15 protein-coding genes, 1 tRNA gene and 1 riboswitch are annotated in these 14,336 nt (G+C 54.8%); of the genes, 11 read left to right on the top strand and 5 right to left on the bottom strand.

Going from position 1 to position 14,336, the window contains the following annotated elements; all coding sequences use genetic code 11:
- Positions 1-3 precede the first annotated feature (3 nt).
- Both prfH and L0666_RS14180 read left to right on the top strand, forming a co-directional pair.
- Positions 4-633 (top strand): peptide chain release factor H, encoded by a 630-nt coding sequence (gene prfH / locus L0666_RS14185; protein ID WP_235262037.1) that lies wholly within the window; start codon positions 4-6, stop codon positions 631-633.
- On the top strand, positions 633-1,877 hold the full coding sequence (locus L0666_RS14180; protein ID WP_235262036.1) for an AAA family ATPase: 1,245 nt from the start codon (positions 633-635) through the stop codon (positions 1,875-1,877). Before prfH ends, L0666_RS14180 begins: the two co-directional genes overlap by 1 nt.
- A gap of 461 nt (positions 1,878-2,338) precedes the next feature.
- Here L0666_RS14180 and L0666_RS14175 read toward each other — a convergent pair.
- A tRNA-Lys gene (locus L0666_RS14175) sits at positions 2,339-2,414 on the bottom strand.
- Between the two features lie 96 nt (positions 2,415-2,510).
- On the opposite strand from L0666_RS14175, the gene dapF reads away from it, so the two are divergent.
- The 8 genes from dapF (at position 2,511) to L0666_RS14135 (ending at position 9,418) form a co-directional block, all read left to right on the top strand.
- Complete coding sequence (gene dapF, locus L0666_RS14170) at positions 2,511-3,323, top strand: diaminopimelate epimerase (protein ID WP_235262035.1); 813 nt, start codon at positions 2,511-2,513, stop codon at positions 3,321-3,323.
- Positions 3,320-4,573 (top strand): tRNA (N(6)-L-threonylcarbamoyladenosine(37)-C(2))-methylthiotransferase MtaB, encoded by a 1,254-nt coding sequence (gene mtaB / locus L0666_RS14165; RefSeq protein WP_235262034.1) that lies wholly within the window; start codon positions 3,320-3,322, stop codon positions 4,571-4,573. Before dapF ends, mtaB begins: the two co-directional genes overlap by 4 nt.
- Positions 4,570-5,199 carry a glutathione S-transferase gene (locus L0666_RS14160; RefSeq protein ID WP_235262033.1) on the top strand — a complete coding sequence of 210 codons (630 nt, stop codon included), beginning with the start codon at positions 4,570-4,572 and terminating at the stop codon, positions 5,197-5,199. Before mtaB ends, L0666_RS14160 begins: the two co-directional genes overlap by 4 nt.
- Positions 5,200-5,214: 15 nt before the next feature.
- Positions 5,215-5,838 (top strand): FMN-binding negative transcriptional regulator, encoded by a 624-nt coding sequence (locus tag L0666_RS14155; RefSeq protein WP_235262032.1) that lies wholly within the window; start codon positions 5,215-5,217, stop codon positions 5,836-5,838.
- A gap of 11 nt (positions 5,839-5,849) precedes the next feature.
- Complete coding sequence (locus L0666_RS14150) at positions 5,850-6,446, top strand: glutathione S-transferase (RefSeq protein ID WP_235262031.1); 597 nt, start codon at positions 5,850-5,852, stop codon at positions 6,444-6,446.
- 152 nt (positions 6,447-6,598) lie between these two features.
- The gene (gene petA, locus L0666_RS14145; RefSeq protein WP_235262030.1) at positions 6,599-7,183 is read left to right on the top strand and encodes a ubiquinol-cytochrome c reductase iron-sulfur subunit; all 585 of its coding nucleotides are present in this window, start codon (positions 6,599-6,601) and stop codon (positions 7,181-7,183) included.
- A gap of 11 nt (positions 7,184-7,194) precedes the next feature.
- Positions 7,195-8,538, top strand: a complete 1,344-nt coding sequence (locus L0666_RS14140; protein ID WP_235262029.1) for a cytochrome b — start codon at positions 7,195-7,197, stop codon at positions 8,536-8,538.
- A gap of 10 nt (positions 8,539-8,548) precedes the next feature.
- Positions 8,549-9,418 carry a cytochrome c1 gene (locus L0666_RS14135; RefSeq protein ID WP_272492186.1) on the top strand — a complete coding sequence of 290 codons (870 nt, stop codon included), beginning with the start codon at positions 8,549-8,551 and terminating at the stop codon, positions 9,416-9,418.
- Between the two features lie 52 nt (positions 9,419-9,470).
- Here the strand turns inward: L0666_RS14135 and L0666_RS14130 are convergent, their stop codons facing one another.
- Genes L0666_RS14130 through L0666_RS14120 form a run of 3 tightly spaced genes read right to left on the bottom strand, consistent with a single transcriptional unit; the run spans position 9,471 to position 12,599 of the window.
- Positions 9,471-10,160 (bottom strand): thiamine ABC transporter ATP-binding protein, encoded by a 690-nt coding sequence (locus L0666_RS14130; RefSeq protein ID WP_235262027.1) that lies wholly within the window; start codon positions 10,158-10,160, stop codon positions 9,471-9,473.
- The gene (locus L0666_RS14125) at positions 10,147-11,643 is read right to left on the bottom strand and encodes a thiamine/thiamine pyrophosphate ABC transporter permease ThiP (RefSeq protein ID WP_235262026.1); all 1,497 of its coding nucleotides are present in this window, start codon (positions 11,641-11,643) and stop codon (positions 10,147-10,149) included. The genes L0666_RS14130 and L0666_RS14125 overlap by 14 nt, the downstream gene beginning before the upstream one ends.
- On the bottom strand, positions 11,619-12,599 hold the full coding sequence (locus L0666_RS14120) for a thiamine ABC transporter substrate-binding protein (RefSeq protein WP_235262025.1): 981 nt from the start codon (positions 12,597-12,599) through the stop codon (positions 11,619-11,621). Before L0666_RS14120 ends, L0666_RS14125 begins: the two co-directional genes overlap by 25 nt.
- Positions 12,600-12,641: 42 nt before the next feature.
- Positions 12,642-12,743: riboswitch (TPP riboswitch) on the bottom strand.
- 72 nt (positions 12,744-12,815) lie between these two features.
- Here L0666_RS14120 and aroC point away from each other — a divergent pair.
- Complete coding sequence (gene aroC, locus L0666_RS14115) at positions 12,816-13,919, top strand: chorismate synthase (RefSeq protein WP_235262024.1); 1,104 nt, start codon at positions 12,816-12,818, stop codon at positions 13,917-13,919.
- On the opposite strand, the gene L0666_RS14110 is transcribed toward aroC, so the two are convergent.
- Positions 13,916-14,326: a thioredoxin family protein gene (locus tag L0666_RS14110; protein ID WP_235262023.1), complete on the bottom strand. Its 411-nt coding sequence runs from the start codon at positions 14,324-14,326 to the stop codon at positions 13,916-13,918. The two genes, aroC and L0666_RS14110, sit on opposite strands and share 4 nt — an antisense overlap.
- Between the last annotated feature and the right edge of the window lie 10 nt (positions 14,327-14,336).

The raw sequence follows: 14,336 nt of genomic DNA, 5'->3' as shown, positions 1-14,336 counted from the left end.
AACATGCCAATTTCCCTTCTCATCACCAGTGGCAACGGACCTGCCGAATGCAATCAAGCTGTCGCAGGCATTCTACAGCATATGCTGGATGAGGCCGAAGCGATCGGCCTTGATCTGGATGCGAACACCACGCCTTCAAAGTATGGTGCAAAGTCGGCTGTGGTTGTTGTTAATGGTCTGAGTAATGATGCGTTTGCCCGACGCTGGTGCGGGACGATCCTTTGGCGTTCCAAAAGCACGTTACGACCGAACCACAAGCGCGCAAACTGGTTTGTTGGTGTTTTCCAATTGACGCGGAACGCCGCCCAAAAGGTTGAGGTTAACCCCAGCGATGTTGTGTTTGAGAGCTTCCGTGCAGGTGGCCCCGGTGGTCAACACCAGAACACGACTGATAGCGCAGTGCGGGCAACGCATCGACCAACCGGATTGACAGCAGTAGCACGCGAAATGCGGTCACAACATCGCAACAAGTCCCTGGCACTTGAGCGACTACAGACCTTGATGAAGGCGCAAGCCACAGCAGATTATGAGGCCAAAAAAAGCGATCAGAACCAGCTCCACAACACGCTGGAACGTGGCAATCCTGTCCGTTGCTTCAAAGGAACCAACTTTCGTGAGGAAAGGTGCCTGTGATGGACATGATTGATAGCTTTTTAACCGATGCATTGAAAAGTGACTTCTTCGCTGGCGGTCTAGCTTTAGGTGCTTTTGGCATTGCCGTCGCGTCTTTGCGCGTCGGGATAATTGCTCTCTATAAGCTGGTCATGCGCCGCGTTTGGGTCAGCCTGACGCTGGACAATCGCAGCGCGGCCTATCGTCATTTTTGCATTTGGATGGAACATAACAATGTGCTGTCTAAATCGCGGCACGTGCGGATGACTGATGGTAGATGGGCCAGTGGCACCAAGGGATATGCCCCGGCTCCCGGACTGCATTGGTTTTTAAGCCAAGGTAAGATTTGCCGTCTTGAACGCGACATTAACGAGAAGTCCAAAATCGGGAATCCTCACAATCAACGTCCAATGGAAACATTGCACGTCACCGTGCTATTCGGTCATCTCTCGACAATCCTTGGATGGATCGAGGCCGGACGACAAATTGCGCAAACGAAAGATCGCATCGGCCCAGGACTGCACATTTTAAAGGGCGACTACTGGGATAACATTGGTGATATTCCGCGCCGGTCCATGGATACTGTTGTGGTAGACGACGACCGCGTGCGACGGGTCTTGGAAGACATGCGTTGGTTCTATGCAGCCAGCAACTGGTATGCTGAACGCGGTGTGCCATGGCGGCGAGGATATCTGTTTCATGGCCCACCCGGCACTGGGAAATCTAGCCTAATCCGAGCGCTTGCATCGGAGTTGTCTCTGGATATCGCAACTCTGGATGTTGGCAGGGCAACGCTGACAGATGATGATCTTCGTGAAGCGATGATTTGTGCGCCAAAACGCTCGTTGATCGCCGTCGAAGATGTGGATGCCGTATTCACACAACGCGAAGGTGGAGAAAAGCGCACTGGAGTCAGCTTCTCCGGACTGTTGAACGCCATTGACGGCGTCGCTGCTCAGGAGGGGAGTGCGTTGATCATGACGACGAACCATAGGGATAAATTGGACCCCGCTCTGATCCGACCTGGTCGTGCTGACGTGCACACCGAATTGGGATTGGTGAATGCTAAAGCGGCTCGGCAGTTGTTCAATCGGTTCTTCCCAGATGAGGCACTGCTTGCGGAGCAGTTTCAAGAACGGTTGGGGTCTCAGAAAATTAGTCCAGCCAAAATTCAGGGCTGGTTGTTGGCAAACAGCTCTGAACCATCAAAAGCTGCGCTTGCGACGGGTTTGTTGGGCAAGGCGGTCATTGTGGCTGTAGAGTGAATCCATGCGTGGGTACCGTCTTTGCAGTGAAATTAATGATATTTGCAACAAACAAACCAGGCCATAAAAACAAGGCTTGTGAGTCGGTGCATAAATCAGGTGCGCAACGCTGATGTCTGGTTTAGATTTTTCACATGCTTATTGGTTACGGGCTCCTACTTAGGGTTGCACTCTTGCCCGACATAAGTTGTGTTTCTCGCCGGACAAGCTGTGATTCACGCCGGACGGCACAAAACAGGAAAGCTGGCTGGGGTGGTAGGATTCGAACCTACGGTACACGCTACCAAAAAGCGTTGCCCTACGAACTCAACGATCCACCGAGATTTCGTCCGCTAGCCCAAAGCGAGGTGTCATCTCGATTTCAGTCTCAAAATGGTCTTGAAAGCTAACCAAGCAGGCAGATCAGCAAGCTTATGCTCCAAATCTGCACTCTTATGGTCTACTGACATTGGTGGAGAAAGTGGTGAGCCGTGATGGGTTCGAACCATCGACCTACTGATTAAAAGTCAGTTGCTCTACCAACTGAGCTAACGGCCCACGAGGGCTGCATTTAGAAACCATGGCCCCCGCGGTCAACCCCTAATCTCGCCATTAGACTGGATTCATTTCCATCGCTCACCTATATCCGCGATCATGACACAGACAGCAGGCATTTTGCCGTTCATGAAGATGCACGGCCTTGGCAACGATTTCGTTGTGATCGATGAACGTGATGGCGTTCAGCGCGTAACCGATTCTATCGTCTGTGCAATTGCGGATCGCCATCGCGGTGTCGGTTTTGATCAGTTGGCGGTGATGTCTCTTCAGGGTAATGCGGATGTCCATCTGACGTTCTATAACAGCGATGGCAGCACTGCTGGGGCCTGTGGCAATGCCACCCGCTGTATCGCTCGGTTTATCATGGATGAAACGGGCAAATCCGATCTGACGCTGACGACAGATCGCGGCACACTTTTGGCGCGGGATGCAGGCAATGGATTGACCTCTGTGAACATGGGGCATCCTCAGCTGACATGGGATACGGTACCACTTGCTCAGGATGTTGATCTTGACGCCTTGCCGATTTCGGGCGCGCCGCTTGCGACAGGCATGGGAAATCCACATTGCACGTTCTTTGTAGACGATGCTGATGCTGTCGACCTAGAGGCGCGCGGTGCCGAGATTGAACACCATCCTCTTTATCCAAAGCGTACCAATGTACAATTTGCACACGTCATCGGCCCTGACCATCTGCGGATGCGAGTCTGGGAACGTGGGGTTGGCGTGACTTTAGCTTCCGGGTCTTCGTCTTGTGCCACTGCTGTTGCAGCACATCGCAAGGGCCTAACGGGCCGTCGCGTCCAGATTGAGCTAGACGGTGGCACTATTAACATCGACTGGCGCGATGATGGGGTCTGGATGACCGGCCCAACCGCGCATGTCTTTGATGGTTTGTGGTACCTATGAGCGCGCCAAAATTCACAACACTCGGCTGCCGCCTAAACGCCTATGAAACAGAAGCGATGAAAGAACTCGCTGGCGCGGCAGGCGTTGAAAACGCTGTCGTCGTGAACACATGCGCCGTCACCGCAGAGGCTGTGCGCAAGGCCAAGAAAGAAATCCGCAAACTGCGCCGTGAAAACCCTGATGCGACATTGATCGTGACAGGATGCGCGGCGCAGACGGAACCTGAAACCTTTGTCGCGATGCCAGAGGTCAGCAAAGTCATCGGCAATACTGAAAAGATGCAGCCTGAAACGTGGAACGGGATGGCGCCTGACTTGATCGGCGAAACGGAGCCTGTGCAGGTCGATGACATCATGTCGGTTACGGAAACCGCTGGCCATTTGATTGACGGATTTGGCACGCGGTCCCGCGCTTATGTGCAGGTCCAGAACGGCTGCGATCACCGCTGCACGTTTTGTATCATCCCCTACGGTCGCGGCAATTCGCGCTCCGTTCCGGCAGGCGTTGTTGTAGAACAGATCAAACGCTTGGTTGGCAAAGGCTACAACGAAGTCGTCCTCACGGGAGTTGACCTGACAAGTTGGGGTGCAGATTTGCCTGCGATGCCAAAACTCGGCGATCTTGTAATGCGCATCCTGAAACTTGTGCCTGATCTGCCACGCCTTCGGATCAGTTCGATCGATTCGATCGAGGTTGACGAGAACCTGATGCAAGCAATCGCGACCGAGCCGCGTTTAATGCCGCATCTACACCTGTCCCTACAACACGGCGATGATCTAATTCTCAAGCGCATGAAACGCCGCCACCTTCGTGACGACGCAATCAAGTTTTCCGAGGATGCCCGCAAGCTGCGCCCAGACATGACGTTTGGCGCAGACATTATCGCTGGTTTCCCGACCGAGACTGAGGCGCACTTTGAAAACTCGCTCAAGCTCGTTGCAGACTGTGCCCTGACGTGGCTGCATGTCTTCCCATATTCTCCTCGCCAAGGCACTCCTGCCGCCCGAATGCCCGCCGTGAACGGCAAGGACATCAAAGCACGTGCAGCACGTCTTCGTGCGGTGGGCGACAAGGCGGTTGTTAGCCACCTTTCTGCCCAGCTCGGCAAGACGCATCACATTTTGATGGAAAACCCGCGCATGGGTCGTACCGAACAGTTTACCGAAGTCATGTTTGATGCCGACCAACCCGAGTCGCAGATTGTGACAGCCAAGATCACTGGCGCACTTGATCATCAGCTCACCGCATGACCCAGCCAATCCTATATTCCTACCGACGCTGCCCTTTTGCTATGCGGGCGCGCCTTGCGATTGCATCGTCAGGCCAACTGGTCGAATTGCGCGAAATCATTTTGCGCGACAAACCAGCGTCAATGCTAGAAGCATCACCAAAAGGCACCGTTCCCGTGATGATCGCCGACAAGGTTATCGACGAATCCTTGGACGTTATGCATTGGGCACTGGGCCAATCAGACCCCGAAGGCTTATTGGCTGCAATGCCCGACAGCGGCCACGATTTGATCGCTGAGTCAGATGGGCCGTTCAAAACCGCGCTGGATCACACGAAATATGCCGTGCGCCATCCTGATCTCGACCCGATCAAAAGCCGCGCTGAGGCCGCAACATTTATCGCCAAACTAGACACGCTTTTGGGCGACAAGCCATGGCTTTACGGTGATGCTCCGTCGCTTGCTGACCTCGCGATCCTGCCGTTTGTTCGCCAGTTCGCCCACACCGACCTTGATTGGTGGAGTGAGCAGCCCTTTAAAAATGCACAAGACTGGCTGGCGCGTTTCAAGGATTCGGACCGGTTCAAATCCATCATGACGAAATACACCCCTTGGAAAGCCGGAGATGACGTGATCCAGTTCCCCTAAGTCAAAGGAACTGTCATGCACCCTAATCCAGTCTATCGCAAAACCACTGATGACCACGCTCGCGCATTTGTACGCGATCGCGCTTTTGGTCAGGTTACCACGATGGGATCAGACGGATTGCTTGCCTCTCATGTTCCGGTACTTTTGTCAGATGACGCAAAGACGTTGGATCTGCACCTCGTGCGCTCGAACCCAATTGCGCGAGCCCTGACTGAACCGCTCGACGTATTGCTCACGATTGCTGGCCCTGACGGGTACGTATCGCCGGATTGGTACGGAGCAGAGGATCAAGTTCCGACCTGGAACTATGTCGCTGTCCACATCCGCGGCACTTTGGAAAAGCTCGACCAGTCAATGATCCGCAATGTTTTGGACCGCCAAAGCGCAGATTTCGAGAAACGGCTGCCAAAGCCGGAATGGACTACCGCCAAGATGACGCCTGACGTGCTTGAAAAGATGATGCGTCAGATCGTGCCCTGCCGCATAACGGTTACCGATCTACAAAGCACGTTTAAGTTAAACCAAAACAAGCCCGATGACGTGCGCCTGCGTGCCGCCGACGAGATGGCAACTAGTGGGGTTGGCATGGAAACGACAGCGCTGGCAGCTCTGATGCAGACCCCGCCCGAAGATAGTTAAAGGACCATCCCATGAAACTCATCATGTCTCCTCCCTCCCCGTTTGCCCGTAAGGCGCGTGTATTGTTGCGGGAAACCGGCCTCATTGATCGTGTCGAAGAAGTTCAGGTCGCAACAACTCCACTAGAGTCTGCGCCTGAAATCCTAGCTGCTAATCCATTGGGTAAAATCCCTGCTTTGATCCGCGAAGATGGCCCTGCGATCTACGACAGCCGCGTGATAACCCGCTACTTGGACGATATTGCCGACACAAACCTATACCCGAAGGTCAGCCTCTATGAAATTCTCACGCTCGAGGCGACGGCTGAAGCCGTCATGGAAGCCTGCATCGGTCTCACTTACGATGCGCGGTTCCGCCCTGACATGAATGCGCCAGAATGGACCGAAGCCCAGTGGAGCAAAGCAGAACGCGCAATTGCCGCGATCAACACTCGCTGGATGAGTCACCTGAAAGGCCCGTTGAACATGGCGCAAATCGCCGTGTCCTGTGCTTTGGCATACGTGGACTTACGCCACGACAACCGGAATTGGCGTCATGGCAACGAAACCCTTGCGACGTGGCAGGCCGATTTCGAAGCGCGCGACTCGATGCAGGCCACAAAAGCGTAACAGGGCCAAACGCCGCAGGAGGCTAAATGCCTGTGAATCATACTGGACCTGCAGCGACTTGGCGGCTAGATAGCGAACCGAATGAAAGTCCCTTTTTTGGGATTCTCATCGTATTTGACGGGCAAAAGCCCCCAAAATTCGGAGAATAACAGGTGTCTAACGCAGAACACGACCACGCAACGCGCCGCGATTTTATCTACTATGCTACCGCTGGCGCGGGTGCCGTAATCACAGGTGCCGCCGTTTGGCCGCTCGTGAACCAAATGAACCCCTCAGCAGATGTGCTCGCACTCGCGTCGATTCGCGTTGATGTAAGTGCTGTTGATCCCGGCATGCAGCTGACAGTGCTGTGGCAGGGTAAGCCAGTCTTTATTCGTCACCGTACAGGTGCCGAAATTCAAGAAGCGCAAGCGCAAGACGCTGAAGCGGCCTCTTTTATTGATGGGCTTGCTCGCAATGAAAACTTGGCTCCGACGGCCGATGCGCTTGACGCCAACCGCGTCATGCCTTCGCCAGAAGGCGAAGCGGAAGCCGCATGGATCGTTCAAATGGGCGTTTGTACGCACCTTGGTTGTGTTCCACTGGGCGACGGCGCTGGTGATTTCGGCGGCTGGTTCTGCCCGTGTCACGGTTCACACTACGACCTTGCTGGTCGCATCCGTAAAGGCCCTGCCCCTGAGAACCTTCCGGTTCCACCGGCTGCTTGGGTCGACGCAACAACTATCGAACTCGGTTAAGGAGAAGACACATGGGTGGCATTCCCCACGACCACTACGAACCCAAGTCTGGCATTGAAAAATGGGTCGACGGCCGTCTTCCTGTTATCGGACTTTTGTACAATACACTGATGATCCCCACACCAAAGAACCTGAACTGGATGTGGATCTGGGGCATCGTTTTGACATTTACACTGGCGCTGCAGATCGCAACCGGTGTTGTTCTTGTGATGCACTATACGCCGCACGTTGATTTGGCGTTTGCGTCCGTTGAACACATCATGCGCAACGTGAACGGCGGTCATATGATCCGCTACTTCCACATGAACGGCGCGTCACTGTTCTTTGTCGCCGTGTACGCCCACATGTTCCGTGGTCTGTACTACGGTTCATACAAAGCACCTCGTGAAATCACTTGGATCATCGGCATGTTGATCTTCCTAATGATGATGGGCACGGGGTTCTTGGGCTACGTACTGCCATGGGGCCAAATGTCGTTCCACGGTACTGCAGTTATCACTGGCCTGTTTGGCGCGATCCCGTTCATCGGTGAAAGCATTCAGACTTGGTTGCTTGGTGCATCTGCTGTTGGGCAACCTGCTCTGAACCGCTTCTTCTCGTTGCACTACCTTTTGCCGTTCGTAATTGCCGGTCTGGTTATCGTTCACATCTGGGCGTTCCACACTACAGGCAACAACAACCCAACTGGTGTTGAAGTTCGTCGCGGTTCCAAAGAAGAAGCCGAAAAAGACACGCTGCCATTCTGGCCATACTTCGTGATCAAAGACTTGTTCGCGTTGGCTGTTATCTTAGCTGTCTTCGTCGCAATCGTTGGCTTCATGCCAAACTTCTTGGGTCACCCGGATAACTACATCGAAGCCAACGCTCTGGTCACGCCAGCGCACATCGTTCCTGAATGGTACTTCTTGCCGTTCTACGCGATCCTTCGTGCGTTCGATAACACTGTATGGGTTGTGATGTTCGCAGACTGGATCAGCTTTGGCATCATCGATGCGAAGTTCTTCGGTGTGTTGGCTATGTTTGGCGCAATCGCGGTCATGGCTTTGGTGCCATGGTTGGACACATCCTCAGTTCGTTCTGGCCGTTACCGTCCGATGTTCAAATGGTGGTTTGCGATCCTCTGCGTGGACTTCATCGTTTTGATGTGGGCCGGCGCTATGCCAGCTGAGGGCATTTACCCAATCATCGCCCTGATCGGTGCAACATACTGGTTCGCCTATTTCCTCGTAATCCTGCCGCTGCTTGGCGTTATCGAAAAACCGACAACACCACCTGCGACAATCGAGGACGACTTCAACGCGCACTACGGCTCTAAGGCTGCTACGGATTCCTCCGCTGCATCCCCGGCTGAGTGAGAAAGGACAAATGAACATGTTCCGCAAACTCACCCTGACCGCAGCAACCATTCTTGGCCTCGCCTCTGGTTCTGCTTACGCCGCTGGTTCCGAAGTCCACGTTGAGGATTTTGACTTCTCGTTCGAGGGCGCATTCGGCAGCTACGACACCAACCAATTGCAGCGCGGTCTGCAAATCTACACTGAGATCTGTTCCAGCTGCCACGGTTTGAAGTACGTTTCGTTCCGCAACCTGCATGACGAAGGCGGGCCAAGCCTGCCGGAAGATCAGATGCGGGCATACGCTGACAGCATCGAAGTGTTCGATCCTGCATTGTTTGATGGCGACGGCGACTACCGCCCCGCGACACCAGCAGATCGTTTCCCTGAAGGTGGCGATCCGAATGCACCTGACCTGTCTTTGATGGCGAAAGCACGCGCTGGCTTCCACGGTCCTTATGGTACAGGCATCAACCAATTGATGCGTGGCATGGGCGGCCCAGAATACATCGCGTCTTTGCTGGATGGTTACCACGAAGCACCAAGCTGTGCGCCGGAGGATTTCGACGGCCACTACAACACAGTCTTCGCATCCGGCGGTTACCCTGACGAATGTAAAGACGACCACGGTGCGCACATGTACCCAGGCAGCTGGATCTCAATGGCACCACCACTGTACGATGATGCAATTGAATTCGCAGACGGTCACGCGGCTGACGTTGAACACATGTCACAGGACGTTGCAGCGTTCCTCATGTGGACTGCTGAACCAAAGATGAATGCGCGTAAGCAGGCAGGCCTGACTGGCGTAATTTTCTTGGTCGTACTTTCTGTTCTGCTGTACCTCACAAACAAACGTCTGTGGGCACCGCACAAGAAAGCGGCGAAGAACCGCGACTAAGCACTTCGCATATCTTAAACGAAGGGCCCGCCAATTTGGCGGGCCTTTTGCATTAAAGGTAACTGGTAAAAGCTGTTGGGGGGGCACACAGAAACGTCTGAGTCTCTTGAAGAGGCCAAACTCGGCCTTCCGCGACACCGGCCACCGCATCGGCTACGCGTTCAGCATCTGCAGGGTCATGAGTGACCATCACCAAAGTGCGCCCCGCCGCCTGTGCGAGGCCCACAGACAAATCAAGCATCTCGGCCTTAAGTGCAGGGCCCAAAGCGCTGAAAGGTTCATCCATGAGCATTAGCTCACGGTCCAACAGCAAAGCCCTCGCGAGTGTCGCGCGGCTTTGTTGCCCACCGGACAAAGCAGATGGTTTTCGCGCTGACATCCCCGCAAGGCCCACGCGGTCCAGCATCTCTTCAACCTTGTCGCGGATTTCCGTGCTTGGCCGAAGTTGAGGCGCACAGGCCAGAGCGACGTTCTGCATCACCGTCAGATGTGGGAAGAGATTGTTGTCTTGGAACAGCATCGAAACCGGCCGCTTAGCTGGCGCTAAGTCGGAAATGTCTTCACCGTTCCAGCGAAGCCGTCCCTGCTTTAGCGGCACAAACCCTGCAATCCCGCCAAGAAGTGTCGATTTTCCCGCGCCTGACGGACCAAGGACAGCAGTCACTTTGCCAACCTCAAACTCCACGTCCGCGCTAAGCTGGTAATCACCTTGCACAAACACTGCCTTTTCAAGCGTCAGCATTCACACGTCCCCCTTTATCAAAAGCCCAGAACAACCCCACAGACAGGGCCACCAACAACAGGGCCGCGCCGTATGCTGCCTCCATCTGGTAGCGTCCCATCAGATCATACATCATCAACGGCAACGTTCCCTCACCTGGGCGCGAAAACAACGTTATGACGCCAAGATCCCCCATCGCTAACGCTCCTGTCAGACCGGCTGCAAACCCCATCGGCCGGCGTAAACGAGGGAAATAAGCGATGCGCCAGAGGGCCCACCCTTCAAGCCCCAGAGATTCCCCCAAACGTCCAAAGTCTTCTTTGGCGCTTTGCACACTTGGCCGCAGGATACGAAGGACGAACGGAAGCGCCATTAGAACGTTCACCAACATGGTGATAGGCAGTGCAACGGAAGATGGCCGTACAAACGGCTGCACGATCAGGAACAAACCAGTTCCGAGGACCAGACCAGAAACCGAAATCCCAAGCAGTGAAGCTGCCTCGCCCGCCTTGGTTGCCAAAGGTAATGCCAAGATCATGGTTAAGAGCACAGCGCCGAGCGCAATGAGAAGTGACCGCAGCGCGGCGGGCCAAATGCTCGACGGCAGATCGAATAGACCCGGAAGGCCAGCAACCAATATGGCGCACAAGGGTGCCAACAAGAACAGGGAAGCGGCGCTGATCCAAAGGGCGTCTACTAGACGGTTGCCATCCCACCGCTGCACCACACGGTCCAAACCCGCGCCTAGCATATCACCCCGAGACAAAAGCAACGCAACGGTCCCTGCCGACAGACCCAAACATAGCTGTACTACAGCCAATGAGGCTGCTTTGCTCAGGTCGAAATCGAACTTGAATGCTTGGTAAATCGCCAATTCTACGGTCGTCGCCCTTGGGCCACCGCCCAATGTCAGGGCGACCGCAAACGATCCAAGGCAAATAACGAAGATAACGGCAAAAGCGCTCGGTGCGATGCGCCGCAGCATCGGCCATTCCAACAGCCAGAACACAGGGGCATCCAGCGACGCTGCTACACGGAACCGCTCCGATGGGATTTGTAGCCAGCCCTGTAAGATCAGGCGTACAGCCAGCGGTAAATTAAAGAAAACGTGGGCAAGGATCACGCCTTGAGCACCATAGATGTCAAGCTTTGGGATCCCGAGAGGGCCTAAGACGGCATTGACGACGCCATTGCCCCCGAAAACGGCCAGAAGCCCTAAAATTGCTACGATCACAGGTAAAATGAATGGCGCACCCATAACCGAGATCAACGCCGATCGCCCCCAAAATGTACGCCGCGACAGGGCGCGTGCCACTGGGATGGCCAGACAAACGCTGAGCGTTGCAGACCAGAAGGCCTGCCATACGGTAAAGCGCAATGCGGCCAAGTCGGCCGCAGACAGGGCAGCGAACCCGCCGCCCCGCCATAGCACTGCCGTCACGGGGCCAATAACCAGCCCCGCGACGACAAGTGCCGCTGTTATTGAGACAAGGCGCTGCGCCACGCTTCAATCGCTCCGTCGCGCAGGGCGGCGGCTTCGTTCTCGTCGTAGAACAAAACTGTCTCAGGCATTGGAAGGTCTTGGAAACCTTCGGGCCATTTGTCTTCTGATAAAGCAGCAGGGAAGGACCAGTTCGTTGTTGGGATCATCGTCTGGAAGTCTTCCGTGAGAATGAATTCCAAGAACTGGTCAGCCAATTCAGGATTGTCCGTTGTCGCTAATTTCGCGGCGAGTTCGACCATAAAGTAATGGCCTTCCTCAAAAATCGCAGCCGACTTTGTCAGGTCTTCTTCGGCGATGATGTGGTACACAGGCGATGTTGTGTAAGACAGAACTACGTCTGCTTCGCCATCTGTGAACAAGCCATAGCTTTCAGACCAACCCTGTGTGACCGTAACGATCTTTGGTGCAAGACGCGCCCAGGCGGCCTCTGCTTCGTCGCCGTAAACAGCGTTCACCCAGAGAACCAGCGCGAGGCCGGAGATGGACGAACGTGGGTCTTGGATCACAATGCGCAGATCATCCGGCGCATCAAGCAGCGCCTCAAAGCTATCAAAACCGTCGGATTTTGTGTTGTCATAGATGAACGCGGTATGGCCGTAGTTAAACGGTAAGAACGTGTCATCTGACCATTCAAGTGGAAGCGTCAGCGGGGACAGGTCCAACCCGTGTGGGGCAAATAAGCCGCTATCACGGGCACGTTTGGTGACGTCAGTGTTAAAGCCAATCGCAACGTCGGCTTCTGTGCGTTCGCCTTCAAGCAACAAACGCGGCAAAAGATCACCTGTTTGGTACTGAAGATCGCAACCACAGCGTTCTTCAAAAGCCGCCTCAATGGACGGGCCCGGGCCCCATTCGGAGCCAAAGTAATCTGGAGCGTAAACTGTCAAAACTTCTGTTTGTGCGGCCGCAGCCGATGCAAACGTAAGTCCTGCGACAGTGAGTAGGGTCTTCTTCATGGTCTTTCCTCTCAATGCGCCGGACGGATGGGGGGCATTAGGGGGTAAACCCGTGACCTTCCCTCCGCCGGTCTTAACCGGTTCAGGTTCAACGGGTCCGCCTGTGGCATCTCAGCTTCATATGAAGCCCCCCGAGGTGCCGACAGACCTAGGACGTTCCCTCAGACTTGGCAAGGGGGGCCTGTCGGGCTAGACCACGCCCAAAGGAGCCTATCCATGTCGATCAACAGCTACGGTCATCTTTTCCGCGTCACCACTTGGGGCGAAAGCCACGGACCCGCGCTTGGCGCGACGGTTGATGGCTGCCCTCCCGGTGTGTCGCTGACAGCACCGATGATCCAGCAATGGCTTGATAAGCGCCGCCCAGGTCAGAACAAGATGACGACCCAGCGCAACGAACCTGATGCGGTGGAAATCCTGTCCGGTGTGTTTGAAGACACGACGACCGGTACGCCGATCCAATTGATGATCAAGAACACCGATCAACGCTCAAAGGATTATGGCGACATCGCCAACACGTTCCGCCCCGGCCATGCAGATATCACGTACCACCAGAAATACGGTCTGCGCGACTATCGTGGTGGTGGCCGCTCATCGGCCCGTGAAACTGCAGCGCGTGTAGCGGCTGGCGGTGTGGCGCGCGAAGCAATCAAAGCGATTGCCCCAAACGTCGAGATCAAAGGCTATATGGTTCAGATGGGCGAAAAGCACATCGACCGAGATCGGTTCGATTGGGATACCATCGATGGCAACGATTTCTGGTGCCCAGATGCAGGCGCTGTTTCCGTATGGACAGACTACCTCAACTGGTTGCGCAAAGACGATCATAACTCTGTCGGCGCTATGATCGAAGTCGTGGCACGCAATGTGCCCGCGGGCATCGGCGCACCTGTTTACGGCAAGTTAGACACTGATTTGTCCGCTGCGATGATGTCCATCAACGCTGTGAAAGGCGTTGAGATTGGCGAAGGCATGGCTGCAGCTGCACTGACGGGTCGTGAGAATGCCGACGAAATCTTTATGGGGCCAAACGGGCCAGAATATTCCAGCAACCATGCTGGTGGTATCTTGGGCGGTATCTCGACAGGTCAGGACATCGTGGTTCGTTTCGCTGTAAAACCTACGTCGTCAATCCTTAGTCCCCGCGCATCGATCCGTATGGACGGGACGCCGACTGAGGTGGTGACAAAGGGCCGGCATGATCCATGTGTTGGTATTCGTGCCGTACCCGTTGGCGAGGCCATGATGGCCGCCGTCATCCTCGATCACATTCTTCTGGACCGAGGACAGACAGGCGGCACACGCGGCCAGATCGGTTAGGCTGTCGCGGCGTTAAGAGCGACGTCCATTAGCTCCTGAATGTCGGCTGGTCTTGTTCCAGCGACAATACGACCAAGCTCGGCTTCGCCTTTTAGGACAACGAGCGTCGAACGGCGTGGGATGTTCAAATCGTTGACCAATTGCGATCGACCGAATTCATCCCAATCCACGTCGATAAACGTGATCGCGTCTTCATACGCGCTGTTGTCGGCTTTGATACTGTTAATAACGCGTTCCTGAGCACGGCACGTTGTGCACCAAGACGCTTTGAAATCGAGGAAGACAGTCTCGCCTGCGGCCAAACGTTCTTGAACCAGACCTTCAGTATAGGGTACGCCAGCGGCCTGCACGGCAAATGGGATCAGTGTGGTGGCGCCTGCGGCGACCAAGAAGTCTCTGCGTTTCATTTGGTATTCC

Origin of the sequence: Octadecabacter algicola (assembly GCF_021532625.1) — a bacterium.
Classification (GTDB): domain Bacteria; phylum Pseudomonadota; class Alphaproteobacteria; order Rhodobacterales; family Rhodobacteraceae; genus Octadecabacter; species Octadecabacter algicola.
The sequence above is the reverse complement of the archived record's forward strand: the minus strand, read 5'-3'. Positions and strand labels throughout refer to the sequence as shown.